Origin of the sequence: Halopseudomonas oceani, from assembly GCF_002903165.1 — a bacterium.
Classification (GTDB): domain Bacteria; phylum Pseudomonadota; class Gammaproteobacteria; order Pseudomonadales; family Pseudomonadaceae; genus Halopseudomonas; species Halopseudomonas oceani.
Window position 1 is genome coordinate 176,125 of record NZ_PPSK01000001.1, and the last position, 25,379, is coordinate 201,503.

At 61.6% G+C, this 25,379-nt stretch carries 27 protein-coding genes; 12 read left to right on the top strand and 15 right to left on the bottom strand.

Translation table 11 applies throughout. The annotated features are described in order from the left end of the window. The first annotated feature begins 88 nt into the window (after positions 1-88). Complete coding sequence (locus C1949_RS00860; protein WP_104736581.1) at positions 89-886, top strand: undecaprenyl-diphosphate phosphatase; 798 nt, start codon at positions 89-91, stop codon at positions 884-886. On the opposite strand, the gene C1949_RS00865 is transcribed toward C1949_RS00860, so the two are convergent. Together C1949_RS00865 and C1949_RS00870 are read right to left on the bottom strand one after the other, a co-directional pair. After that, positions 863-1,546 (bottom strand): cupin domain-containing protein, encoded by a 684-nt coding sequence (locus C1949_RS00865; protein ID WP_229744320.1) that lies wholly within the window; start codon positions 1,544-1,546, stop codon positions 863-865. The two genes, C1949_RS00860 and C1949_RS00865, sit on opposite strands and share 24 nt — an antisense overlap. Continuing rightward, positions 1,543-3,807 (bottom strand): putative bifunctional diguanylate cyclase/phosphodiesterase, encoded by a 2,265-nt coding sequence (locus C1949_RS00870; RefSeq protein WP_170062970.1) that lies wholly within the window; start codon positions 3,805-3,807, stop codon positions 1,543-1,545. The genes C1949_RS00865 and C1949_RS00870 overlap by 4 nt, the downstream gene beginning before the upstream one ends. A 150-nt stretch (positions 3,808-3,957) precedes the next feature. Between C1949_RS00870 and desA the strand changes: the two genes are divergently transcribed. After that, on the top strand, positions 3,958-5,142 hold the full coding sequence (gene desA / locus C1949_RS00875) for a delta-9 fatty acid desaturase DesA (protein WP_104736583.1): 1,185 nt from the start codon (positions 3,958-3,960) through the stop codon (positions 5,140-5,142). 88 nt (positions 5,143-5,230) lie between these two features. Beyond that, positions 5,231-6,121 (top strand): peptidoglycan DD-metalloendopeptidase family protein, encoded by an 891-nt coding sequence (locus C1949_RS00880; protein ID WP_104736584.1) that lies wholly within the window; start codon positions 5,231-5,233, stop codon positions 6,119-6,121. Positions 6,122-6,200: 79 nt separating this feature from the next. Here C1949_RS00880 and rpmG read toward each other — a convergent pair whose 3' ends face one another. The 3 genes from rpmG to radC all read right to left on the bottom strand — a co-directional run bounded on the left by rpmG (position 6,201) and on the right by radC (position 7,478). Continuing rightward, on the bottom strand, positions 6,201-6,356 hold the full coding sequence (rpmG, locus tag C1949_RS00885) for a 50S ribosomal protein L33 (protein ID WP_083723973.1): 156 nt from the start codon (positions 6,354-6,356) through the stop codon (positions 6,201-6,203). A gap of 11 nt (positions 6,357-6,367) precedes the next feature. After that, entirely contained in the window at positions 6,368-6,604 is a 237-nt protein-coding gene (gene rpmB / locus C1949_RS00890; protein WP_088275752.1) for a 50S ribosomal protein L28, read from the bottom strand. Between the two features lie 199 nt (positions 6,605-6,803). Continuing rightward, on the bottom strand, positions 6,804-7,478 hold the full coding sequence (gene radC / locus C1949_RS00895) for a RadC family protein (RefSeq protein ID WP_104736585.1): 675 nt from the start codon (positions 7,476-7,478) through the stop codon (positions 6,804-6,806). 144 nt (positions 7,479-7,622) lie between these two features. On the opposite strand from radC, the gene coaBC reads away from it, so the two are divergent. Genes coaBC through C1949_RS00920 form a run of 5 tightly spaced genes read left to right on the top strand, consistent with a single transcriptional unit; the run spans position 7,623 to position 13,234 of the window. Beyond that, positions 7,623-8,843, top strand: a complete 1,221-nt coding sequence (gene coaBC, locus C1949_RS00900; protein ID WP_104736586.1) for a bifunctional phosphopantothenoylcysteine decarboxylase/phosphopantothenate--cysteine ligase CoaBC — start codon at positions 7,623-7,625, stop codon at positions 8,841-8,843. A 9-nt stretch (positions 8,844-8,852) separates the two neighbouring features. Next, positions 8,853-9,308: a dUTP diphosphatase gene (gene dut / locus C1949_RS00905; protein WP_104736587.1), complete on the top strand. Its 456-nt coding sequence runs from the start codon at positions 8,853-8,855 to the stop codon at positions 9,306-9,308. 43 nt (positions 9,309-9,351) lie between these two features. Continuing rightward, on the top strand, positions 9,352-11,841 hold the full coding sequence (locus tag C1949_RS19720) for a phosphomannomutase/phosphoglucomutase (protein ID WP_104736588.1): 2,490 nt from the start codon (positions 9,352-9,354) through the stop codon (positions 11,839-11,841). A 26-nt stretch (positions 11,842-11,867) separates the two neighbouring features. Beyond that, on the top strand, positions 11,868-12,773 hold the full coding sequence (argB, locus tag C1949_RS00915; RefSeq protein WP_104736589.1) for an acetylglutamate kinase: 906 nt from the start codon (positions 11,868-11,870) through the stop codon (positions 12,771-12,773). Then, a complete protein-coding gene (locus tag C1949_RS00920) occupies positions 12,773-13,234 on the top strand; it encodes an acyl-CoA thioesterase (RefSeq protein ID WP_104736590.1) in 462 nt (153 codons plus the stop codon). The genes argB and C1949_RS00920 overlap by 1 nt, the downstream gene beginning before the upstream one ends. Positions 13,235-13,253: 19 nt before the next feature. Here the strand turns inward: C1949_RS00920 and C1949_RS00925 are convergent, their stop codons facing one another. Together C1949_RS00925 and pyrE are read right to left on the bottom strand one after the other, a co-directional pair. Further along, entirely contained in the window at positions 13,254-13,859 is a 606-nt protein-coding gene (locus tag C1949_RS00925; protein ID WP_104736591.1) for a DUF4124 domain-containing protein, read from the bottom strand. Between the two features lie 133 nt (positions 13,860-13,992). Then, a complete protein-coding gene (gene pyrE, locus C1949_RS00930) occupies positions 13,993-14,637 on the bottom strand; it encodes an orotate phosphoribosyltransferase (protein ID WP_104736592.1) in 645 nt (214 codons plus the stop codon). 202 nt (positions 14,638-14,839) lie between these two features. Between pyrE and C1949_RS00935 the strand changes: the two genes are divergently transcribed. Beyond that, positions 14,840-15,619: an exodeoxyribonuclease III gene (locus C1949_RS00935; RefSeq protein WP_104736593.1), complete on the top strand. Its 780-nt coding sequence runs from the start codon at positions 14,840-14,842 to the stop codon at positions 15,617-15,619. A gap of 111 nt (positions 15,620-15,730) precedes the next feature. On the opposite strand, the gene C1949_RS00940 is transcribed toward C1949_RS00935, so the two are convergent. Both C1949_RS00940 and rph read right to left on the bottom strand, forming a co-directional pair. Then, positions 15,731-16,117: a DUF4870 domain-containing protein gene (locus C1949_RS00940; protein WP_104736594.1), complete on the bottom strand. Its 387-nt coding sequence runs from the start codon at positions 16,115-16,117 to the stop codon at positions 15,731-15,733. Positions 16,118-16,260: 143 nt separating this feature from the next. Next, positions 16,261-16,980, bottom strand: coding sequence for a ribonuclease PH (gene rph / locus C1949_RS00945; protein ID WP_104736827.1), 720 nt, complete (start codon positions 16,978-16,980; stop codon positions 16,261-16,263). Positions 16,981-17,100: 120 nt separating this feature from the next. On the opposite strand from rph, the gene C1949_RS00950 reads away from it, so the two are divergent. Beyond that, on the top strand, positions 17,101-17,967 hold the full coding sequence (locus C1949_RS00950; protein ID WP_104736595.1) for a YicC/YloC family endoribonuclease: 867 nt from the start codon (positions 17,101-17,103) through the stop codon (positions 17,965-17,967). A gap of 45 nt (positions 17,968-18,012) precedes the next feature. Here the strand turns inward: C1949_RS00950 and C1949_RS00955 are convergent, their stop codons facing one another. From C1949_RS00955 to puuE, 3 genes are read right to left on the bottom strand one after another with little or no spacing between them, the layout of a single operon-like run. Then, positions 18,013-18,513: an ureidoglycolate lyase gene (locus C1949_RS00955; RefSeq protein WP_373289776.1), complete on the bottom strand. Its 501-nt coding sequence runs from the start codon at positions 18,511-18,513 to the stop codon at positions 18,013-18,015. A 10-nt stretch (positions 18,514-18,523) separates the two neighbouring features. Further along, entirely contained in the window at positions 18,524-19,369 is an 846-nt protein-coding gene (locus C1949_RS00960) for a bifunctional allantoicase/(S)-ureidoglycine aminohydrolase (protein WP_104736596.1), read from the bottom strand. Continuing rightward, positions 19,366-20,307 (bottom strand): allantoinase PuuE, encoded by a 942-nt coding sequence (gene puuE / locus C1949_RS00965; protein WP_104736597.1) that lies wholly within the window; start codon positions 20,305-20,307, stop codon positions 19,366-19,368. Before puuE ends, C1949_RS00960 begins: the two co-directional genes overlap by 4 nt. 150 nt (positions 20,308-20,457) lie before the next feature. On the opposite strand from puuE, the gene C1949_RS00970 reads away from it, so the two are divergent. Beyond that, positions 20,458-21,201 carry an aspartate/glutamate racemase family protein gene (locus tag C1949_RS00970; protein WP_104736598.1) on the top strand — a complete coding sequence of 248 codons (744 nt, stop codon included), beginning with the start codon at positions 20,458-20,460 and terminating at the stop codon, positions 21,199-21,201. Positions 21,202-21,300: 99 nt separating this feature from the next. Next, positions 21,301-22,659, top strand: coding sequence for an NCS1 family transporter (locus C1949_RS00975; RefSeq protein WP_104736599.1), 1,359 nt, complete (start codon positions 21,301-21,303; stop codon positions 22,657-22,659). Between the two features lie 39 nt (positions 22,660-22,698). Here C1949_RS00975 and C1949_RS00980 read toward each other — a convergent pair whose 3' ends face one another. From C1949_RS00980 to C1949_RS00990, 3 genes are all read right to left on the bottom strand, one after another. Continuing rightward, positions 22,699-23,454, bottom strand: coding sequence for a GntR family transcriptional regulator (locus C1949_RS00980; protein WP_104736600.1), 756 nt, complete (start codon positions 23,452-23,454; stop codon positions 22,699-22,701). 113 nt (positions 23,455-23,567) lie between these two features. After that, on the bottom strand, positions 23,568-23,879 hold the full coding sequence (locus C1949_RS00985; RefSeq protein WP_170062971.1) for an EthD family reductase: 312 nt from the start codon (positions 23,877-23,879) through the stop codon (positions 23,568-23,570). A 168-nt stretch (positions 23,880-24,047) separates the two neighbouring features. Next, on the bottom strand, positions 24,048-25,301 hold the full coding sequence (locus C1949_RS00990; RefSeq protein WP_104736602.1) for a DUF2254 domain-containing protein: 1,254 nt from the start codon (positions 25,299-25,301) through the stop codon (positions 24,048-24,050). Positions 25,302-25,379 lie beyond the last annotated feature (78 nt).

A 25,379-nucleotide genomic window follows, 5' to 3' on the forward strand; every position in this document is an offset into this window, starting at 1 on the left:
CCTAACGCGTGCTTTACTTGCGCGTCTTTTTTCCAGCCGTGGCTCCAGCGCGCCCGGCCACCTTCAACTCACGGAGCACAGCGTCAACATGGATTGGCTGCAGGTTTTCATTCTCGCGATTGTTCAAGGCATTACCGAGTTTCTGCCGGTATCCAGCTCGGCCCACCTGATTCTGGTACCGGTGCTGACCGACTGGCCCGATCAAGGGCTGGCCTTCGACGTTGCCCTGCATCTGGGCAGCCTGTCTGCCGTGCTGATCTACTTCCGTCGTGACATTCTCGGCATGACCGTCAGTTGGGGCCGTTCACTGGCCACCCGCCAGCTGGATGACGACGCCCGCCTGGCCTGGGCGGTCATCCTCGGCACCATTCCCGTGGGGCTGGCCGGCCTGCTGCTGAAAGACACTGTCGAGACCGTGCTGCGCTCACCTGTCTATTTATCAATCGGGCTAATCGCCTTCGGCCTAGTACTGGGCTGGGCTGATTGGCGCCACCGCGGCAGCCGCAGCGAGCACCAGATGACCTGGAAAGATGTGTTGCTTATCGGCTGTGCGCAAGCGTTGGCACTGTTTCCCGGCACCTCGCGCTCCGGCATCACCATGACCGCCGCGCTGATGCTGGGCCTCAGCCGCGAGGCCTCAGCACGCTTTTCGTTCCTGCTGTCGATTCCGGTCATCGTACTGGCCTGCGGGCTGGAAACCATCGAACTGATCGAAAGCAAGGTGGCCGTCGACTGGCTGCACATGGCGGCCGGTGTAGTGCTGTCTGGTGTTAGCGCCTACTTGTGCATTCACTACTTCCTGGCGTTCATCAAGCGGATCGGCATGCAGCCCTTTGTGATCTACCGCATTTTGCTCGGCGTACTACTGCTCTGGGTCTTCCTGTAACCCACGAAGCGCGCCGAACTTGAGCAACAGTCGGCTTGGTTCGGCGGCGCGCAGCCCCAGCTCACCCAGCCGGGTATCGCGCAGCCAGCTGTGCGCACAGTGAGTCTGCCCCGCCTCGGTGAGACGGCCGCTGAGCAACAGCAGCTCACCAGCGGAGGCCCCCTGCCAGCGCAGCTCGGCTCCGGTCTCGCAATCCAGCAACCAGGTCTGCTCGCAGCCGTGCCGATGCAGCAACGTGCCGCTGACACCGGTACAAAACGTCACCGAGTTCGCGCTGCCAGCGGCTAGCCGTACGGTTGCCTGATCGTCCCCGGCAAACTGGTTGAGCTTGACGAAAATCAGGCAACCCGGCTCGGAAAACGGAGCGTGCTCTGAACCCGCCGGGCTGCGCAGATAGCTGCCGGCGGCATAGTTACCAGAGTCATCGCTGAAAACGCCTTCCAGCACCAGAATCTCTTCTCCGGCAGGATGCCGATGGACCGGGAAGCGTGCCCCAGGCAGGTATTCCACCAGGCTGGTCACCTGTCCACTCTCCGGCGCCTCGCGCTCAAGTTGCCAGCGCCTGATCGGTGCTTGTGGTGCAGCCTGCCAGTGCTGGTCCTGCGGCCCCACGCGACAGGGCTGGCATCGATCCATGCGCAGCGGCTGGAACTCAGTCATGGGGCAGGCTCGCCGAGCAACTTCTCGATCTCACTGGCCGGCAGCGGGCGATTGTAGAGATAGCCCTGCCCCAGGTCGCAACCGAACTGATGCAGCACCCGTTGCTGCTCCTCGCTCTCGATACCTTCAGCAATGACCTTCAGCTGCAAGCTCTTGCCCAGCGCAATAATCGCCCGCGCCATGGCACTGTCACTGTCGCTGCCGGGCAGGTCAGTGACAAAGCCTCGGTCAATTTTCAACTTGTTGACCGGCATACGCTTGAGCCGCAACAGCGACGAATACCCGGTACCGAAATCATCAATCGCCAGACCCACGCCAAGGATTGCCAGCCGGTCCAGCAGCAACACTCCGTCATCGTTGAAGTGCATGACTTCGTCTTCGGTCACTTCCAGCTCAAGACAACCGGGATCCAGTCCGTAACGGCGCAGCGCGGCCGCAACGTTCCCAAACACGTCGCCGCGCTCCATCCAGTAACCGGACATGTTCACCGCCATCGACTGCAGTGGATAACCCGCATCCAGCCAGTGCCTCAGTTGGAGGCAGGCCTCATCCAGCACGAACTCATCGATATCACTCATCATGCCGGCGTTGCGTGCCACCGGCAGGAACTCGTCAGGTGCAATAATCCCCTGAGTCGGATGCTGCCAGCGCACCAGCGCCTCCAGACCAACCGGTCGACCGGTGCCCAGATCCATCTGCAGTTGGTAATAGACGCGCAGCTGATTGAGCGCGATGGCTTCGTGCAGGTCGGTTTCCAGATTCAATCGCCGCCGCGCCTGCTCGGTCAGCTCCTGGGTATAGAAGGCATAACCGTTACGCCCACGCTGCTTGGCCAGCGACATCGCCGAATCCGCGTTTTTCAGCAACTCGGCGCCATCTACGCCATCATCCGGAAACAGGGCCAGACCGATGCTCGCGCTCATGTGCAGCAACTGCCCGGACAGTTCGAACGGCGCCTGTAGCAGGTGCAAAATACGCTCGGCGAGCTTGCCCATGTCTGCAACCGCTGCACGCCGCTCGACCAGCAATGCAAACTCGTCGCTGCTCAGGCGCGCGAGGGTGTCACCGTCCTCACACAGCTGCTGCACCCGCTGGGTCACCAGTTGCAGCAGGTGATCTCCGGCACTGTGCCCAAGGCTGTCGTTGACCCCCTTGAAACGGTCCAGATCAATGAACAGCAGACCCAATCCACTCTGCTGGCGGCGAGCGCGAGCAATGGCCGTACTCAGGCGTTCATTAAGCAGCAGCCGGTTGGGCAGCTTGGTTAGTGGGTCATGGTGCGCAAGGTAGTCAATCTCCTGCTGGTTGCGCTTGATCACACTCATATCGGCAAACACGGCAACGTAATGACTCAGCTCTCCACGGTGATCCTTAACGCTGATGATGTTCTGCCACTGGGGGTACACTTCGCCGTTCTTGCGTCGATTCCAGACTTCGCCGGACCAGCGCCCGGTGGCGTGCAGCTGCTGCCAGAGCTGGCGATAAAACGTGCGATCGTGACGGCCTGACGCCAGTATGCGCGGCTGCCGGCCGATCACCTCACCGGGCTCATAGCCGGTAATCTTGCAGAAGGCGTTGTTGACGTCGAGGATGGTCTGGTCCACATCACAGATCAGCATCCCTTCGCTGGTGCAATCAAACATCACCCCGGCCTGGCGCAAACGTTGCTCACGCTCAATCTGCTCGCTGACGTCGCGCAGCATGCCAACCATCCGCGTGGCACGCCCGTCATTGTTGCGAACCGCCCGGCCAGCCGCCTCAATCCAGGCCGTGCGGCCATCCGGCTGACGTACCCGATAGCTGAGGTCCAGTCGCTCGGTGTCACCACGTAAGTGCCGCACCAACGCAAGTCTGGCTGGCTCGCGATCTTCCGGGTGCAACAATGCCAGCCAGTCGTTGGGCAGCGGCCCCTGCTGATTCAGCCCGAGGATTTGCCGACCGCGCAGCGACAGATACATTTCACCACTGCTGACATCCCAGTCCCAGAGTCCGTCGTTACCACCAATCAGCGCCAGATTGAAACGCTCCTGACTGCGCTTGAGTGCCTCTTCCTGCTGTCGGCGTCGGCGCAGGTGGTAACGGACCGAGAAGAACAGTAGCCCGCCGGTGGCCAGGACAAAGGCAACGCCCTTGATACTCTGCAGGCGCTGCTGCGACTCGGCGTCAGCCATCATAAGCAGCGAGTCGCTGAACAGGACCCAGCCGATGGCGACGACCACGTAAGATAACGTGACCATCCAGGCGCTGGAGTTCGAATTCATACCGGGGCACCGGTGCATTTCATCAACATTTGGAAACTATAGCAGCCATGGCTCGGCGACCTGTGGTCATGTTCATCACTCATCGGTTGATCCATAATCAACCTGATACGGGCTTTTTGCCCGCGTATTCTAACGAGGTAAAGCAGATTTATGTGGTACAACGGCATACTCAATTGGTCTGGTTGGCAGCTGCTGGCGGTAACGCTGGTTCTGACCCATATCACCATCGTCAGCGTCACCGTCTACCTGCACCGCTATTCCGCGCACCGCTCCCTAGAGCTGCACCCGGCGCTCAAACACTTCTTCCGCTTCTGGTTGTGGCTCACAACCAGCATGAACACCCGTGAATGGACCGCCATTCATCGCAAGCACCACGCCAAATGCGAAACACCGGACGACCCGCACAGCCCGGTTCACAAAGGCTTGATGACGGTACTGCGCAAAGGCGCCGAACTATACATGGAAGAGGCAAAAAACGAAGAGACCCTGCGTATCTACGGCAAAAACTGCCCGGATGACTGGATCGAACGCAACCTCTACCAGCGCTTCCCGCTGGCCGGCGTTACCCTGATGGCACTGATCGATCTTGCCCTGTTCGGCGTGCTCGGCTTGACCGTCTGGGCGGTGCAAATGCTGTGGATCCCAGTGCTGGCAGCTGGCGTCATCAACGGTCTTGGTCACGCGCTTGGCTATCGCAACTTTGAGTGTCGCGATGCGGCTACCAACCTGGTTCCGTGGGGCATTCTGATCGGTGGTGAAGAGCTGCACAACAACCATCACACCTATCCCAACTCGGCCAAGCTGTCAGTCAAGAAGTGGGAATTTGATCTGGGCTGGATGTGGATTCGGCTGTTCAGCCTGTTCGGCCTGGCCGATGTGCGCCGCACTGCGCCAATTGCCCACAAGATCGCCGGCAAGCAGACACTGGACATGGATACCGCCATGGCGATCCTCAACAATCGCTTTCAGATCATGGCGCAGTACCGCAAGCACGTAATCAAACCGCTGGTGCGCAGCGAGCTCGCGCGCCTCGACGCCTCAATGCACCACCTGTTCCGCCGTGCCAAGCGCCTGCTTAGCCGGGAAACCAGCCTGCTGGACGACCAGCATCAGGCACGCATCCAGACCATGCTGGACCACAGCCAGGCGCTCAAGGTGATCTACGAGAAGCGCCTGGCGCTGCAGCAGATCTGGGGGCGCACCAGCGCCAACAGCCACGAAATGCTGCAGGCCCTGAAGGACTGGTGCCATCAGGCCGAGGAAAGCGGTATCAAGGCACTGCAGGATTTCGCCAGCCACCTGCGCAGCTACTCGCTACGGCCGAACATGGCCTGAGTCACAACGCTCTCGGTGCGGGTCGCAACGGCCCGCATTCAGCGCTAGACTCGGCTTCTGCCAGCACGAATAACACAGGTAGCAGCGGATGCGCGCCTTACTGTCATTGCCCCTGCTGCTGGCCAGCCCTCTGTTGCTGGCCGGCAACATCTACAAGTACACCGATGAAAACGGTGTGACCACCTATACCGACAGGCGAGTCGAGGGTGCCCAGGTCATCGTCTTCCGTGACGCCATGGTCGAGAACGTCGACCGTGAGGTATACGTCACCAAGCAACGCCACGCGGGTGGCGAAACCCTGATCGTTCACAACGACCTGTATGCGCCAGTCGAAATTCGCCTGAGCATCAACAACGCGCGCAACATCAGCGGCGCGCCGGCCAGCCCGATCAACTGGGTGTTGCCACCGCGCCAACAAATCCGACTGGTCACGCTACAGCCTACCGGCAACGGCGAACCGCACTACGACTATCGACTTGAGCACGCACTTGGCGACCCGCGGGCTCAGCAAACCCTGACCCACTATCCACTGCCTTGGCGGGGCGGCCCGTTCCGCATGACCCAGGGCCCGGGCGGACGCTACAGCCACTCCAGCCCCAAGGGCCGGTACGCCTTCGACATTGCCATGCCGGTCGGCACACCCATCGTCGCCGCCCGCGCCGGCCTGGTCGTGAAGATCGAGAACAACCAGACTGGCCGTGGCAGCAACCCGTCCGGCAACTTCGTTCGGCTGCTGCATGACGACGGCACCATGGGCGTCTACCTGCACCTCAAGCGCGGCTCGGTCCAGGTCAGTGAAGGCCAGCGGGTCAATCCAGGTCAACTGCTCGCTCTGTCAGGCAATACCGGCAACAGCACCGGCCCGCACCTGCACTTTGTGGTGCAGAAAAATGTTGGCCTGCAGACCGTCTCCATCCCCTTCGAGTTCGCCCAACCGGTCGACAGCCTGCCGAATTTCGCTATCGGCGGCGAACCCTGAGCTTAGGGTCTGTTGACCCTATATCACAGACAACAAAAAACCCGCTCGAGAGCGGGTTTTTTGTCAGCAAGCAAAGACCTTATTTGATCTTGGCTTCCTTGTAAGTCACGTGCTTACGTACGACCGGATCGAATTTCTTGATTTCGATCTTGTCGGGAGTGGTGCGCTTGTTCTTGTCGGTAGTGTAGAAGTGACCAGTACCGGCAGAGGACACCAAACGAATCAATTCACGCATGATGATACTCCTTAGACTTTTTCGCCGCGGGCGCGGATTTCAGCCAGAACCGCATCGATACCGCGCTTGTCGATGATGCGCATGCCCTTGGCAGTAGTGCGCAGACGGACGAAACGCTTTTCCGACTCAACCCAGAAACGATGGTACTGCAGGTTAGGCAGAAAACGACGCTTGGTTTTGTTGTTAGCGTGGGAAACGTTGTTCCCAGTAACCGGACCCTTGCCGGTCACTTGACATACTCGAGACATGGTTAACCCTCTCCAACCACTTGCCCAACCCGAACTGGTTGGAAGCCATAAAAGAATCTGTTGTCCAGCCGGGGCGAGTGGATTTAACCCGCCTGAAATACACATTTGCAGGCGCAGCCCCGAGAAGAGCGGAGCTTTATACCAAAAAGCCCAACACCAAGCAACGCTTTTTCTACATCAGGCATTCCAGGCAAGGCACTTACAACAAGCCCCTTTCCGCCATCGAGACGGGATCTCCATCCCCTATGACAAGGTGGTCCAGCACCCGTATATCGAGCATTGCAAGACTATCGCGCAAGCGGCGTGTGAGCTGAAGGTCCGCCTGACTCGGCTCAGCAATACCCGACGGATGGTTGTGGGTCAGGATCAACGCTGCCGCATTGAGCGCCAACGCACGCTTGAGCACTTCACGGGGATAGACACTGGCGCTGTCGATGGTGCCGCGAAACAGTTCCTCGAAGGCGATCACCCGATGCTGGTTGTCCAGAAACAGGCAGGCAAATACCTCGTGCGGCAGTGCGGCCAGGCGACTGCGCAAGAACTGCCGCACCGCGCCGGGCGAGGTTAGCGCGTCACCACGCTTCAGGTCCTCAAACAGATGCCGGCGCCCCATTTCCAGCACCGCCTGCAGCTGAGCAAATTTGGCAGGCCCGAGCCCGGCGTGGGCCGAGAACTCGGTCAGATCGGCCTGCAACAGGGCACGCAAGCTGCCGAACGCCACCAACAGCCGCCGCGCCAGATCCACCGCACTGCAGCCGGGCAGCCCGGTGCGCAAAAAAATCGCCAGCAGCTCAGCGTCAGACAGCGCCTCAGCCCCCTGCGCCAATAATTTTTCCCGCGGCCGTTCCGCCGCTGGCCAGTCGGTAATTGCCATGCACGCTCCCTGTGCTGTCGGATCACTCACAAACACCCGCCGGCCGCCCCGCCCACAGGCGCGCGGCGGCCAGTGCTGTGCTATCGTAGCGGGCATTTCGCAGGCTCTCCAAAGGCCCGCTCGCAGCATGAGGGGAAGTTCACAATGCAGTCGTTATCCAACAAGCAGGTGGTACTCGGCGTCAGTGGCGGCATTGCTGCCTACAAGAGCGCCGAACTGATCCGCCGCCTGCGCGACGCCGGTGCTGAAGTACGCGTGGTAATGACCCATGCCGCCCGCGAGTTTATTACCCCGCTGACCCTGCAAGCGTTGTCCGGCCACCCGGTACACGGTGACCTGCTTGACCCGGCCGCAGAAGCCGCCATGGGTCATATCGAGCTGGCGCGCTGGGCCGATCTGGTACTGATCGCGCCGGCCACGGCTGATCTGATGGCCCGACTGGCACAGGGCCGTGGCGACGACCTGCTGACCACCCTGGTGTTGGCCACAGACGCGCCCATAGCCATTGCCCCGGCGATGAACCAGGCGATGTGGCGCGACGCGGCCACCCAGCACAACCTGAGCATGCTGCTCGAGCGCGGCGTGCACGTTTTTGGCCCCGGTGACGGCGGCCAGGCCTGTGGCGACGTTGGCCCCGGCCGCATGCTCGAGCCGACCGACATTGCCGCCCGCGCTGCCGACTGCTTCCAGCGCGGCCTGCTCAGCGGCCGTCACGTACTGATCAACGCCGGGCCAACCCGCGAAGCAATCGACCCAGTGCGCTATATCTCCAACCACAGCTCCGGCAAGATGGGCTTTGCCCTGGCCGAGGCAGCCGCTGAAGCCGGCGCACGGGTCACTCTGATTGCCGGCCCGGTCAACCTGCCGACCCCGACGCGGGTGCAGCGGGTGGACGTGGTCAGCGCCCAGGACATGCTCGAAGCCTGTCAGGCGGCGCTGCCCGCTGATCTTTTTATTGCCTCGGCAGCGGTTGCCGATTACCGGCCCGATACCTGCGCTGAACAGAAGCTGAAAAAAACCCCGGGCAGCGACGACGGCATGACCCTGAGGCTGATCCGCAACCCCGACATTCTGGCGACCCTAGCGACCGGCGCGCAGCGTCCGCGCTGCTGCGTCGGCTTTGCCGCCGAAACCCAGGACGTACTGGGCTACGCCCGCGACAAGCTGCAACGCAAGAACCTCGACCTGATCATCGCCAATGATGTCAGCCAGAGTGGGATCGGGTTTAATAGTGACGACAACGCGGTCACCCTGATCGATCAACAACTGACCACGACTACCCTGCCGCAGGCCAGCAAGCAGAAGCTGGCCCGCGACATCATCAGCCGTCTGGCCGCCCTGCTGGACCAGCAGGACAGTAACTGAGGAGCCCCGATGCACGCGCTGCAAGCCAAAGTAATGGACCCCCGCCTCGGCACCGAGTGGCCGCTGCCAGCCTATGCCACCGGTGGCTCGGCCGGTCTCGACCTGCGAGCCATGCTGGATGCCCCGTTAGTCCTGGAGCCGGGACAGACCGAGCTGCTGCCCACCGGACTGGCCATTCACATCGCCGACCCGGGGCTAGCGGCGATGATCCTGCCGCGCTCAGGCATGGGCCACAAACACGGTATCGTGCTCGGTAATCTGGTCGGCCTGATCGACTCAGATTATCAGGGCCAGCTGATGGTCTCGTGCTGGAACCGCGGCAACAGCGCCTTTACCATCAACCCGGGGGAGCGTATCGCACAGCTGGTGCTGGTCCCGGTCTTGCAGGCAGAACTGCAGATCGTTGACAGTTTTGACGACAGCCAGCGCGGTGCTGGCGGATTCGGTCACACAGGAACCCACTGACCGCACGAGCGCGGCGTCAGTGCAGGGAGGCTCAAGAATAACGATGAAACTGACCCGAAAAACCAGCGGTACAACGGGCTTGCCTGCAACGGCTCTGCCAATAGCGCTGTCCGTGGTAGGCATAGCGGCCGCAGCGGCCGTGCTCTGGATTGCCCTTGGCAGCTACGCGACCAAGCGCACCAGCGAACTGGAAGCCAGCTACGCTCACCAGCAGGTCAGCGCACTCAACCAAGCCCTGGCCCAGCTGGACCGCGACCTCACTCGCATCGCCGCCAACCCGCAACTGCAGGTGACGCTAGATCAACAGCAAAGCACCCCGCTGGAGCGATTGCTGCGCTATCACGGTGCCGACACACTGGCGGTCTACACGCACGCTAGGGGCGGTGCCGAACGGATCGAAGATGACCAGGCGCCGCTGAATTTCGCCGCGCTGGACATGATTCGCCGGGCAGAACACGACCTCCCGGTGCCGATTGAAGCCCACAAGATTGGCAATCGCTGGCTGATTTATGGCGTCAAGCCACTGCGCGCCTCGGAAAACGCACCAATCGGCGGCACCCTGACCGCCGTGATGCAGATGGCGCGCATCACCGCGACCTTACCTGACCTGCCCGCGCAGGTTGGTCAGATAAAGCTGATCCAGCAGTTTCCCAACGCGCCCGAGCAGGTACTGTTCGAGCGCGGCGAAGGAAACGGCGCGACAGTATCGCTGCAGACCAGTAATCCGGCCTGGCGTATTGAGTTCCAGCGTGGCCCTGCGATCTCCAGCGTCAAGCCCAGCATCCTGCTGCTGACCATCGCCGGCCTGATGGCCCTGATTGGCACCCTGCTCGGCATGCTGCTCCTGCAACGCAGTTGGAGTCGCGCTTTGCGCGCCGACGCCAACACCCTGACCCAACTGACCCTTGGCCACAAAGCGCAAGGCATCAAACTGGGGCCACTTGAGCCACTGGCGCAGAACATCCAGCAACTGCTCAAGCGAGCGCCCGAAGCCGACAGCGCACCAGCCAACAGCAGCCCGAGTACCGAGCCCAAGCCCAAGCCCCCTGTCAGTCCGTACCAGCACGACAACGACATACTTGATATCGACATCCTCGACGACGACCCATTCAACATGCAGACACCCGACACCGACAGCAGTAGCCAACACGCTGACATTCCAGAGCTGCCCGCCGAAATCTTCCGCGCCTACGATATCCGCGGCGTGGTAGGCAAAAGTCTGACCGAAGAAGGCGTTTACTGGCTCGGCCGCGCCATTGGCAGCGCCTCGCTCGACGCCGGTGAGCCCAAGGTTGTGGTCGGTCGCGACGGCCGCCTGTCCGGCCCGGCACTGAGCGAGCAACTGATCCAGGGCCTGGTCGACAGCGGCTGTCAGGTCGCCGACCTGGGCATGGTGCCAACGCCGGTGGTGTACTTTGCCACCAACACCACTGACGCCAGCTCCGGCGTGATGATTACCGGTAGCCACAACCCGCCGGCCTACAACGGCCTGAAAATTGTCATCGCCGGGCAAACCCTGTCCGGTGAGCAGATCACCGCCCTGCACCAGCGCCTGCAACAGAACCAGCTGCGTACTGGCAACGGTGCCAGTGATCGACTCGAGATTCTCGACAGCTATCTGAACCACATCGTTGAAGACGTCCTCATCGCACGTCCACTGAAGGTCGTGGTCGACTGCGGTAACGGGGTTGGCGGCGTGATTGCCGAACGCCTGCTTGAGGGCATCGGCTGCGAGGTGATTCCGCTGTTCTGCGATGTGGACGGCCTGTTCCCCAACCATCACCCGGATCCGGGCAAGCCGGAGAACCTGATCACGCTGATCGAGACCGTACAGCGCGAAGGTGCCGATCTCGGCGTTGCCTTTGACGGCGATGCCGACCGCCTCGGCTTTGTCACCAACAGCGGCGAGATGATCTATCCGGACCGGCTGATGATGCTGTTTGCCGAGGACATCGTCACCCGCAACCCCGGCGCCGACATCGTCTTTGACGTCAAATGCTCACGCCAGCTGCCCCAGGTCATCAGCCGAGCTGGCGGCCGGCCGATCATGTGGAAGTCCGGCCACTCGCTGGTCAAGGCCAAGATGAAGGAAACCGGCGCCCTGCTCGGTGGCGAGATGAGCGGGCACCTGTTCTTCAAGGAGCGCTGGTTCGGCTTCGACGACGGCCTCTACAGCGCCTGCCGCCTGCTCGAGCTGCTGTCGCTGCAGCCCGACAGCGCCGATCAGGTGATGGCCCGCTATCCGGCCAGTATCAGCACCCCGGAAATCAACCTCACGGTCGGCGAGGAGCGCAAGTTCCAGATCATCGAGGCGCTGACAGCAGAGGGTAACTGGGGCGACGGCGAGGTCACCAGCATCGACGGCATCCGTGTAGACTTTGCCAACAGCTGGGGCCTGATCCGCGCCTCCAACACCACGCCGGTGCTGGTACTGCGCTTCGAGGCTGACAGCGACGCGGAGCTGACCCGCGTGCAGGACCTGTTCCGTCAGCAGCTGCAGGCCATCGCACCCGACCTGCAACCCACATTCTGAATCACCACAGGAGACACCAGACCACCATGTTGAGTCGCGACGCCGCCGCCCAGGTTTCACGCGTTCTTACCGAAGCCCTGCCCTATATCCAGCGCTTCACCGGCAAGACCATCGTCATCAAGTACGGCGGAAACGCCATGGAAAACGATGAGCTGAAAAACAGCTTTGCCCGCGACATCGTGCTGATGAAAACGGTCGGCATCAATCCGGTGGTGGTCCATGGCGGCGGTCCGCAGATCGGTGATCTACTCAAGCGACTGAACATCGAAAGCCAGTTCATCGAAGGCATGCGGGTGACCGACAGCCAGACCATGGATGTGGTGGAAATGGTCCTCGGCGGCCAGGTCAACAAGGACATTGTCAACCTGATCAACCAGCATGGCGGCAGCGCCATCGGGCTGACCGGCAAGGACGCCGGCCTGATCAAGGCGCGCAAGCTCAGAGTCAGCCGTCACACTCCGGGCATGGACAAACCCGAGATCATCGACATTGGCCATGTGGGCGAGGTCTCCAGCGTCAACGCCAACCTGATCAATCGCTTGGTCTCCGATGACTACATTCCGGTCATCGCTCCGATCGGCGTTGGCAGCGACGGCGCCTCCTACAACATCAACGCTGACCTGGTTGCCGGTAAAGTCGCCGAGGCGCTGAGCGCCGAGAAACTGATGCTGCTGACCAACATCGCCGGCCTGATGGACAAGGAAGGCAAGGTGCTGACCGGCCTGAGCACCACGCAGGTTGACGCACTGATCGCCGATGGCACCATCTACGGCGGCATGCTGCCGAAGATTCGCTGCGCGCTGGACGCGGTACAGGGCGGTGTCGGCAGCGCCATCATTGTCGATGGCCGCGTGCCCAACGCCGTGCTGCTGGAACTGTTCACCGACACCGGCGTCGGCACCCTGATCACCAATCAGGCACGAGACGAGTAATGAACAAGACCGACTTTCGCTTCAGCACGCCGCTGCGCGTGCGCTGGTCCGAGGCGGACCCCCAGGGCATCGTCTTCAACGGCCACTATCTGAACTACGCGGATGTCGGCGTCACCGAGTACTACCGGGAGCTGCGCGCCGACGCCGGCGTGCAGCCCGGAGAGGGCCTCGATGGCAGCGAGTTTTTCGCCGCCAGAACCCTGCTCGACTACAAGGCGTCAGCGCTGTTTGATGATCTGCTGGACATCCGTCTGCGGATTGCCCGCTTCGGCAACTCCAGCATGAGCTTTGTGGTGGGAATCTATCGCGGGGACACGCTGCTGGTCAGCGGCGAGATCGTCTACGTGCATGCCAATCAGCAGACCCGTCGACCGGAACCTATCCCGGAGTCATTCAAGGCAGCTGTTCGCCGCTTCGAAACTCGGCCCCCCGAAGAGGCCGGCGCCGCTGTACAGGGCTGACCTGGGGAAAGAATCCGAACTACTGCGGCGGCGGCTCGTCGCCAAGCAGAAGCGACAGCCGCGAGCGCTGGGCGGCGTAATCTGCCTTCACCGCAGCAATCTCGCCCTCAGTGCGCTCGATTCGCTGCTGCTGAAGCCGTGTTTCGGAATCGACGGCCTGCAACTGATCAAGAATGGCTTTATCCACCTTGCGCCCAGCCCGCTCCTGATCGGCCGCCTGCGCGCGCAACTCCTCGCGTTCAGTCTGCAGCTCGGCAATGTTGGCGCGCGCCACCGCAATCTGGTTATCCAACTGCTGGAGCTGACGGGCCTGGGCCCGGTCCAGATCGGCAAGACTGCTGTATAGCCGCAGCAGGGTGGCATCCTCGGCATCCTGTTTTTTCTGGGCTTCCAGCGCCAGCCGACGGGCCTCTCGCTCCTCGGCCGACGGTGCAGCCGGGACGACTTGCTTGACCCGACCATTGCTGTCGAGCACTTCATAACCACGAGCAACAAACTGCGGTGGCACCTGCCGACCAAGCACCACAACACCGTGGTCATCGACATAGCGGTACAGATCGCCAGCAACGCTCAGCGACGAAACCATCATCAGGGTCAGTGCAGCACAGCTCAAGATCCGATTCATCGCAGGCGGTTCCTCGTCCGTTCCAGCCTTCCTTTGCGTAACTTCGAAGCCAGGCTTGCTGGCCAATTGGCAGTATATCGGCCGCCGCAATCAAACCGTTAGCCCATGTTAAGCGGCACCGGCCGAACCGTGATCAGACGCCGAATTCGGCGCGATAGGCCTGCACTGCCGGCAAGTGTTGCTGCAGCTCCGGGTCATCCTTGATGAAATCCATGACCTGATTCAGGCTGACAATGCTGATGACCGGAATTGCGAAGTCACGCTCGACCTCTTGGATTGCCGACAGCTCGCTCTGTCCGCGCTCCTGACGATCCAGGGCAATCATCACGGCAGCCGGTGTCGCGCCAGCCTGCTGAATGATCTGCATGACCTCGCGCACAGCGGTACCGGCAGTGATCACATCGTCAACGATCAGCACGCGACCTTCAAGCGGTGCGCCCACCAGCGAACCACCCTCGCCGTGATCCTTGGCTTCCTTGCGATTGAAGCAGTAGGGCAGGTTGCGGTCAAAGCTGTCCGCCAGTGCCACTGCCGTGACAGCCGCCAGAGGGATCCCCTTATAGGCCGGTCCAAAAATCACGTCGACGCCCGGCAGACCGCTGTGCACCAGTGCCTGGGCGTAGAAACGACCCAGCCGACTGAGTGAGGCGCCGTCGTTGAACAGACCCGCATTGAAGAAATACGGACTCTTGCGCCCTGACTTGAGAGTGAACTCGCCAAATCGCAAGACATTGCGATCCAGCGCAAAACGAATGAACTCCCGCTGATATTCGTGCATCTACACCCTCATCATTAACAAAAGGACCGGGGCTGCTGACGCCGAGGCCATCCGGCGACGCTCGTCGCTTATCCAGAATGACCAAACCACGCGCCTCGTTTCTTGCCCGACAGCTTTACCGGCTGCAACCGCCGGGTTAACGAAACTACAACAGACCCTCAAGCTCGGGTATCATACACGCTGGTTTTTTGGGGGACCATGCATGCGAATCATCAGTCTTAACGTCAATGGAGTGAAGGCCGCCGCCGAGCGTGGCCTGTTTGACTGGCTGCGCACTCAGGATGCTGATGTCATCTGTCTGCAGGACATCCGCGTCACCGCCCCCGAACTGGAGCAGGACCCGTACTGGCTGGACGGCTACTGGCAATATTGCTTCGAAGCCGAAACCCCGTCCCAGGGCGGTGTCGCGATCTACACCCGGGTCGCCCCCAAAGCGATCATCATGGGTCTGGGCTTCGAGTCCGCCGACCGTTACGGCCGCTTCATGCAGGCCGACTTCGACAAGCTCAGCATCGGCTCACTGCTGCTGCCCTCCGGCCGTGACGGCGACGCCGACCTGAACCAGAAGTTCAAGTTCATGGAAGACTTCGCCAACTACCTGAACAAGCAGCGCCGCAAGCGCCGCGAATTCATCTACTGTGGCTCCCTGTATGTCGCCCACCTCAAGCTGGACGTAAAAAACTGGCGCGACTGCCAGAACGAACCCGGCTTCATGGCGCCCGAGCGAGCCTGGATGGACGAGATCTTCGGCAACATGGGCTACGTCGATGCGCTACGCGAAGTCACCCGCGAGTCCGAGCTCTACAGCTGGTGGCCCAACAGCGAACAGGCGGAGAATCTCAACCTCGGCCTGCGCTTCGACTACCAGTTCCTGACTCCTGGCCTGCGCCGCTTCGTCAAACAGGCCAAAATCCCGCGCAATGCGCGCTTCTCTCAGCACGCACCGGTGATTATCGACTACGACTGGACCCTGAGCATCTGAGATACTGCAAGCGATGATCTGGGGATACCCACCCTTGTCGCAACAGAATCAGCCTCACAAACGAAAAACACCCCCGGAGCCGATGGCTGCGGGGGTGTTTTTTTGCTTCGCCTATTTAATCAGGCGCCAGCAGAACGGATAGCGGTAGGCCTGACCTTCGTTGGCCTTGATCGCGGCAATGATGGTCAGCACCAGCGCGCCTACCCCCACCACCCACATCAGCAGCAGGCCAATCAGCACCAGTGCCAACAACAGGCAAACCAGCATCAGCAAGGCAACGGTGATCTGGAAATTGAGCGCTTCCTTGCCTTGATCATCGACAAAGGGGTCCATGTCTTTCTTCAGCTGCCAGATGATCAACGGGCCGACCAGGTTGCCGAACGGAAAAATGAACCCCAGCAATGCGGACAGGTGCACAAACAGCGCCCACTGGCGCGCTTCCGGGCCGGGCGTCGCGGGCGGCGGCGTATTGTCAGTCTGGGTTACTGGATCAGTCATCGCAGGCACTCCTTGGCGTAAAAACAGGTTTACGCGAGTTTTAACAGAGTTTCCGCTCCCTGCCTACGCCAGTGCCCGCGCCAGCGCGACCGCCGCACAAAAAAGGCAGCCCAAAGGCGGGCTTTTCAGCGCAGAGACGCGAGTCAGTCCTCCAGCGCAGCGCGCTGCAACACAAACAGCTCCTCGGTGCCCTTGCGTGCCAGCGCCAGCATGGCATTCAGGTCCTCGGCACTGAACGGCGCCGCCTCAGCGGTGCCCTGCACTTCGATAAAGCCGCCCTTGTCGGTCATCACCACATTCAGGTCAGTATCGGCAGCCGAGTCTTCCGGATAATCCAGATCCAGCACCGGCACACCTTGATAGATACCGACCGAGATCGCGGCAATCATCTGCACCTCAGGCACCTTCTTGATCGCGCCACGCTGCTTCATGGCACGCAGCGCATCGACCAACGCCACGCAGGCGCCGGTGATCGACGCGGTACGGGTACCGCCATCGGCCTGGATCACATCGCAGTCGATGTACAGGGTGTTTTCGCCCAACGTCTTCAGGTCAACCGCGGCGCGCAGCGAGCGACCAATCAGCCGCTGGATTTCCAGCGTGCGACCACCCTGCTTGCCACGGCTCGACTCACGCTGCATGCGCGAGCCAGTCGAGCGCGGCAGCATGCCGTATTCAGCGGTGATCCAGCCCTGGCCGCTGCCACGCAGGAAGCGCGGCACCCCGGCCTCAACACTCACGGTACAGATGACTTTGGTGTCGCCAAACTCGACCAGCACGGAACCTTCGGCATGCTTGGTGTAATGACGGGTCAGGGTAACCTGGCGCATCTGGTCGGCGGCGCGTTCGCTGGGGCGTTTCATCATCTGGAATCCTTGTACTGCAGGTGGGAAGACCGCGGAGTATAGCACCCCGACGATACCCCCGGACCGCAGCAAGGCGCTACAATGCCCATCCGCTCACCGACCAGACAGAGGATCCGCATGGTTTACAGCATGACCGCCTTCGCCCGCAGCGAACTCAGCACCGATCAGGGCAACCTGGCCTGGGAACTGCGGTCGGTGAACCACCGCTATCTGGAAGTCACCCTGCGCCTGCCCGAAGCCTTCCGCGAACTGGAGGGTCCGCTGCGCGAACTGCTGCGCAAGCAGCTGGCCCGCGGCAAGGTCGAGTGCACCCTGCGCTTCAATCCGGCCGAGCAGCAGTCCAGCGAGCTCAGCCTGAACCAGCCATTACTCGATCAGCTGATCCGCACCACCGAGCAGCTCAGCGCCCGCCTGCAGAACGCCGGTCCGGTCAACCCACTCGAGCTGCTAGCCTGGCCGGGCGTGGTGATTGGCGAGAAGACTGATCAGGGTGACTTGGTCAAGCAGGCCCGACAGCTGTTCGATCAGGCCCTCAAGGAACTGAAGGAACACCGCGCGCGCGAAGGTGCCGAGCTGAAGCAACTGATCGAGGACCGCCTGAGCAGCATCAGCGAGCGCACCGCCGTAATCCGCGAAATGATGCCGACCCTGCTTACCGCCCACCGGCAGAAGCTGATCGACCGCTTCAACGACGCCAAACTGGAGCTGGACAGCACCCGCGTCGAACAGGAAATTGTGTTGCTGGCACAGAAGATCGACGTCGCCGAAGAGCTCGACCGCCTCGATACCCACGTCGCCGAAACCCGCCGCGTGCTGGACAGCAAAGACGCCATCGGCCGCCGCCTGGACTTCCTCATGCAGGAGTTCAACCGCGAAGCCAACACCCTCGGCTCCAAGGCCATCGATACGCGCAGCACCCAGGCGGCGGTGGATCTGAAGGTGTTTATCGAGCAGATGCGCGAGCAGATCCAGAATATCGAGTAAGCCCATACCGCTCCGTTGCGGAGCGGTATCAATGTCAGCGCAGGGTCACTCCAGCGTGACCCGGATGTTGATCGGATGCTCGTCGCAGTTGTGGCCGGCACCACCGCGATCAACCACCAGAAACTCCCCTTCACGCTCCAGCACCGACTGGATGGCATGCCAGGTGCCGATGCGGTAGTTGACGCCCTGGCGGCCGTCGGTGATGAAGGCGCGCACCTCGGCCGGATCAATCGCATCGCCCGGCGGCGCCACCACGATCAGAAACTGCTCCTCGTGCAGCGGCATAAACGCCTGACTGCCGAGCGGATGGCGCTCCAGAAAGGTCAGCTCCAGCGGCACGGTGACCGGCTGGCTGACAAAGATGCTGATCAGCACCCGCGGTGATTCACCGGCCACCTCAACCTTAGCCAGATCATGATGGCGACGGGTACGGCCCGCGTTGATCATGAAATGCGCGGAGCTGCGCACATCGATCACCTCACCGAATGCCGCGAAGGCCTCCGGTGTCAGGGGCTGGGCCGTCAGCTGCAACACGTCAGCACTCATCTCCTGCTCCTCAACGGTCAAGCGCCGGCAGTTTCATGTGGCGGTTGACATCCTTGTACAGCAGGTAGCGGAACGGGCCGGGGCCGCCGGCATAGCATGCTTGCGGGCAGAAGGCGCGCAGCCACATGTAGTCGCCGGCTTCGACCTCAACCCAGTCCTTGTTCAGCAGATACACCGCCTTGCCTTCCAGCACATAGAGGCCGTGCTCCATGACGTGGGTCTCGGCAAAGGGAATCGCACCGCCCGGCTGGAAGTTGACGATATTCACGTGCATGTCGTGGCGCATGTCGCTCATGTCGACAAAGCGAGTGGTGCTCCAGGCCCCGTCGGTGCCGGGCATCACCAGCGGCTCGATGTCATTTTCGTTGGTGACGAAAGCTTCCGGCGCGTCGATACCCTCGACTTTCTGGTAGGCCTTGCGAACCCAGTGGAAGCGCACCACAGCGCCGCTGTTGTTGTGCAGTTGCCAGTCGCTGCTTGGCGGAATAAAGGCGTAGCCGCCCTCTTTCATCAGATGCTGCTGACCGTTCAGGGTCAGCGTCATTTCGCCTTCCACCACGAACAGCACGCCTTCGGCGGAGGCGTCGGTTTCCGGCTTGTCACTGCCGCCACCCGGTTGCACTTCCATGATGTACTGCGAAAAGGTTTCGGCAAAGCCGCTGAGCGGGCGCGACAGCACCCACAGACGGGTACCGGTCCAGAACGGCAGGTGGCTGGTAACGATATCGCGCATCACGCCCTTGGGAATCACCGCGTAGGCCTCGGTGAAGACCGCACGGTCGGTGGTCAGCTGCGTCTGCGGCGGGTGCCCGCCGGTTGGCGCGTAGTAGCTGCGGGGTTCGGATTGCTTGCTCATGCTGACTCCTGGTTCTGTGCGGGATGATGCTCGGCCCAATGGCGGGCGATATCGACACGGCGTGTCACCCAGACCCGATCATGGGATTCGATGTAATCAAGAAAACGCTGCAGCGCGCGGAAGCGGCCGGGGCGGCCGATCAACCGGCAGTGCAGACCGATCGACAGCATCTTCGGCAGGTCTTCACCCTCAGCGTAGAGCACGTCGAAAGCGTCTTTCAGATACTGAAAGAAGTGGTCGCCGGTGTTGAAGCCCTGCGGTGAGGCAAAGCGCATGTCGTTAGTATCGAGAGTGTAAGGCACGATCAGGTGATTGTGCAGCGCGCCGGCGCTGTCCGCCTCACGGGTCCAGAACGGCAGATCATCACCGTAGTAGTCGCTGTCATAGAGGAAACCGCCCTGATCCAGCAGCAGACGCCGGGTGTTGGGGCTGTCCCGCCCGGTGTACCAGCCCTCCGGTTGACTGCCGTAGAGGCGCTGGAAGATGTCCAGTGCACGCTGCAGGTGCTCGCGCTCAACCGCTTCGGGGATGTTCTGGTAGTGAATCCAGCGCCAGCCGTGGCAGGCGATTTCGTGGCCCAACTCATGGAACGCCTGGGCTACTTCCGGATGCCGCTCAAGTGCCATCGCCACGCCAAACACGGTCAACGGCAAACCGCGCCTCTCGAATTCGTTGAGCAGGCGCCAGACACCCACCCGCGAGCCGTACTCGTAGATCGACTCCATGCTCATATGGCGATCATCGAACGCCGCCGCACCAATGATTTCCGACAGGAACTGCTCGGAGTGGCTGTCGCCGTGCAGCACACAGTTCTCACCGCCCTCTTCGTAGTTGAGCACAAATTGAACGGCGATCCGCGCACGGCCGGGCCAACGGGCTTCCGGCGGGGTGCGGCCGTAGCCGATCAGATCGCGTGGATACACAGCGCTATCGATCATTAAGACACCTCTTTCGCTGAAGAAAGCCTGCAGTTCGAGTACGTAGTGCTTATTACGCGCGATAACTGCAAGGCATTTTGATTTTTTGACTCAGACGATTGTATACAATTAATCTACTCTTTTGTGTACATACATGGGCAGGCCAGATTCATGCATATTCGCGTCATCAACCCGAACACCACCCACGCCATGACCGAGACCATCGGCGAGGCGGCCAAAGCGGTTGCCGCACCCGGCACGCGGATCACTGCCAGCCAGCCAGACAGCGGCCCGGTGTCGATCGAAAGCCATTTCGACGAGGCGGTAAGTGCCCTGGGCGTCGTTGAGGAAGTGCGCGCCGGTGAGCGCGAAGGCACCGATGCCTACATCATTGCCTGCTTTGGCGACCCCGGCTTGTATGCCGCTCGCGAGCTGACCCGCGCCCCGGTGATCGGCATCGCCGAAGCCGCATTCCATGTCGCCAGTCTGATCAGCACCCGCTTCTCGGTGGTTACCACCCTGCCGCGCACCCTGATCATCGCCGAGCATCTGCTCGACAATTACGGCTTCCGCCACAGCTGCCGACGCCTGCGCGCCGCCGACATTCCGGTGCTGGATCTGGAAGAGAACCCGGATATCGCACTCGAGCGCATCATCGACGAGTGTCTGAAGGCCAAGCGCGAAGACAACATCGGCGCCATCGTGCTTGGTTGCGGTGGCATGGCCGACCTGACCCCGCAGATCAGCGACGCGGTCGGTCTGCCCGTGGTGGAAGGCGTAACCGCCGCAGTGAAGCTGGCCGAAGCCGTGGTTGGGCTGGGGCTGGGTACCAGCAAATTTGGCGATTTGGCGTTTCCGGGCAGCAAGCGCTTCACCGGACGCTTTGCCGAGTATTCTGATCTGGCCCACGGCTGATCAGGTGACAGCGCGCCCCGCGGGGCAAACACAAAAAAACCGCAGGATCGGATGATCCGGGGAGACAACAATGCACAACACAGCCCACGGGGGAGTCTCATGAACACTGACGCCAGCACGCTCACCGCCGGCAGCCAGCCGAGCAACGAAACCAAGGCCGCCGGCGAGGAGTCCCTCGCGCCCCAGAAGGTTCGCATTATGGGGCGCTTGTCCTATCTGCTGGCCTGGTTTGGTGGTTGCGTTTCAATCGGCACCTTTACCATGGGCTCCAGCGTGGTCGGCAGCCTGAACCTGATCCAGGCCACCCTGGCGATTGCCATTGGCTGCTTCGTCATTGGCGTTGCCCTGGTCTTGAACGGCGCCGCCGGTTACAAATACGGCATCCCGTTCATGGTGCAGGCGCGCAGCGCCTTCGGCTTCGCCGGCACCCGACTACCCGGCCTGGTGCGCGCGGTTCCCGCGATCGTCTGGTACGGCTTCCAGAGCTGGATTGGCGCCGGCGCCCTGAACATGGTGTCCGCCACCCTGTTCGGCTTCGACAATCTGGTGTTCTTCTTTGTCGCCTTCCAGTTCCTGCAGATTGGTCTTTCGGTCATGGGCTTTCAGGGCATCAAGTGGCTGGAGAATGTCGGCAGCGCCTTTATCCTCGCCTCACTGGTCTACATGTTCTACAGCACCGTGCAGCGCTACGGTGACGAACTGTCGGGCAGTCTGCTGACCATGCAGGGCTCATGGGGCCTGCCGTTCTGGAGTGCGACCATGCTGTTCCTCGGCATCTACAGCACCATGATCCTCAACGTCAGCGACTACGCCCGTGAGCACAAACACGGCACCGGCCCCGGCCTGCTGACCACCATTTACTCGATGTCGATTCTGCCCTGCACCTTGTTCATGGGCCTGATCGGGTACATGGTCTCCGAGGCCACCGGCGTCGCCGACCCGATTCAGGTGTTTGCCAACGCGGTCGACAACACCCCGCTGCTGATGACCACCCTGCTGTTCATCGCCTTCGCTCAGGTCACCACCAACGTACTGAACAACGTGGTGCCACCAACCTACGTGCTAATGGATGTATTCAAGCTGAAGTTCCGACCGGCTACCGTGATCGTCGGCCTGCTGGCCTTCGCGACCTTCCCGTGGAAACTGGTCAGCGAAGATTCAGCCGCCGGCCTGCAGGTGTTCGTGCAGACCTACTCGGCCTTCCTCGGCCCGATCTTCGCGATTCTGGTGGTGGACTACTATCTGATCCGCAAGCGTACGCTGAATCTGGAGCACCTGTACGACGCCAACGGCCCGTATCAGGGGGTCAACTACGCCGCGCTGATCGCTACCGCCATTGGTGCCGTGGTCGCACTGAACGTATCCAGTGTGTCCTGGTATGCCAGCCTGATCCCGGCCGGGGTCAGCTACTACCTGCTGATGCAATACTGGGGTCCCTGCCAGCGCTTCCGCCGCTGAACCCCGAGGCCGCCGACGGTGCCTGCACCGTCGGCGTCATCAGCCGCGATAGGCGGCGAAGATATCCTGCAAATCCGGCGTGGTCTGCGGCGAGTCGGCAATCGCCAGCGAGCCCTCAATGGCATCCAGATGCTGCGCCATGAAAGCGGCAGCCGCCTCACCATCCCGAGCTTCCAGCAGCGTGATCAGGCGGCTGTGATCGGTACAATCGCAGCCCAGATTCCCGGCGTTGCCGTACACCGCCAGAATCAACGATGAGCGCGAACACAGCTGGACGACAAAACTCGCCAGCGTCTGATTACCGGCCAGCACCGCCAGCCGACTGTGAAACTCCGCCGAGCACTTGATCGCTGCACTCTGATCGCGCGCCGCCAATGCCTGCTGCTCCTGCTCGGCCAGCGCGCGCAACGCCGCCAGCGCCGCCTCATCAATCTGCCGCGCCAGTTGCCGCATCAGGCCACATTCCACCATCCGCCGCGCATCAAAGACTTCCCGTGCCTCCTCGGCGGACGGCCGGGTGACACTGGCGCCCTTGCCCGGTGTCAGGGTGACCAGCTGATCCATGGCGAGGCGCTGCAGCACCTTGCGAATACCGGTTCTGCTGACCCCGAACACCTCAGCCAGCGCATCCTCACGCAAACGCGCCCCCGGCTGCAGCCGGTGCTCGATGATGGCGTCGCTGATGGCCTGATAGATTCGATCCTGACGCAATGCGCCGGCACCGGAAGCCGGCGCCGTGGCAGCAGTTCTGTGATCAGCAGCGCGCAACGCTGATGAAATCCGACGTGCGGTCATCAGGGTAATTCCTCGACGGGATGAAAGGACAAAGCGGCGCTATTGTAGCGGTTTCGGCGCAACGGGTGCGGCCGAGTGGCCCACACCCGATAATCAGGCGCGGGCCGGGATAATCAGGCAACAACCTGACTGATGGTGACAACCGGCGTGATATCGGTGTAATTCGCCATGTCCTCATTCAGCGCCTGGCCGCCAGCGGCGAAGGCCGCCTGAAACTGCGCCATATCGGCAAAGAACAGATGCGCAGAGGCCACAAACTGCGGCGCCTGCCCTGCACCATCGGCCAGACACTGATCCACTTCCAGCTTCAGCAACCCGTGCGCATCCAGCTGCTGATGGATCAGTTGAGCGTGCTGTTGCTGGTAATAGCTGTGGTCAAAGCGCGCATTGTCCTGCGCGGGGTAGGAAACGGTAATTCGAATCATGCTGCAGAACTCCATTATTGTTCGAAAGGGCCGGCGGGGGCGCCTGCGAGCAGCACATCAGACACTGCTCAGCCCTACACCATATCACCACTACTGCTCCTGTTGGCGGCTACCACGTGCTTCAAATACGCCCCCATAAACGCAAGCAAGGGTGCTCAGCAGATCGCGCTAGTGCTGACCTATTCGATCCACTGCCGCCAGCACCCGCTGACGGTCTGCCTCGAGCACCATCGCGTGCTCGGCCAGCGCGCGCACCGCGGCACCCAGGCGCTGTGCTGGCTGCAGAAACCGTTCGTCGCGCGCGGCCAGCGCCTGCAGCGCCTTGGCCAGCCGCATCTGCACGTCAACGCGGCCCGCCCCATCCCGCACAATCGGCCCAAACAGGTCATCGAACAGGTCGTCCAGCGTAAGTGCAGGAACCCAGATTTGCGGGTAACAGACCGTATCCGGCTCAGGCTCGTGATAGTCCACCCAAGCCGACAGCAGCCGCACGCCGCGGCTGAGAATGTCGATCGCCGTACCCGGATCATTGACCGCAGGGGACAGCGCCCGCGAGGCGATCTCGGACAGCACCGCAAGGCCGAAACGCGGGTCCTGATCAAACGAGCGCAGGTCACCCAGCGTGAAGCACTCGCGCAAGCGCGCCTGAGCGGCCTCGTCGGCGTCGCCTTCAAACCAGAGTAACGGTGACGCCGGATGAACAAAGTTGCCGGGCAGCACCACCACATACAGGCGCAGCGAATGTGCTTCGGCACAGTCAGCCAGAGCGCCCACATCCAAGTGCTGCAGATACAGACTGTGCTGCGGATACAGCGGCGTCGCTTGCCGTGGAATTCCGTTCGGGTCCAGTTGCCTTGCACCGAGACACGGATTGGCGATCCGGTCCACCAGAGCGCTGCTGGTCACGGCCTCGACCCTCGCTGTCGTTTCACCAACCCGGCCAAACCGCGACAGATGATCAATCCAGCGCAGAATCGTCACCACAATCAGCACAATAACCACCAGGGTCACGGCAAACAGCAACACCCGCCCATTCTCGTCATACGCCTTGGTGCTGAGCGCCACCAGCCCCACCAGACTGAACAGAAACGCACCGATAAAGGTACCCAGTACATTCTGCGTGGTGGTGTCCTGCATCAGCAGGCGCGTCGCCCTTGGTGTCACATTGGCCGTCGCAGCGCTGTATGCCGCTACCATGACACTCAGCGAGAAGGTCGTTACCGCCAGCATACTGGAGGCAAGGATATCGAGAATGCGGTCAACCGCATCTGCTCCAATGGTGATCGGCAACGTGGTGGGCAACAACTGCTGTGCCAGCACCGAAAGCAGCGCCGCGGCGACCGCAAATACCGCGTACAGGGAGGCGCGAACCCAGAGCGTCCGCGTCAGCTGCGTCAAAAGCCATTGCCATTTCGAAATCATCCCTGCTCCTGTGCTCGGAATTCTGTCTGAGCAGACAGCTTAGCGGAAGCGACAGGTAACCATGACGCCACCGCGCGG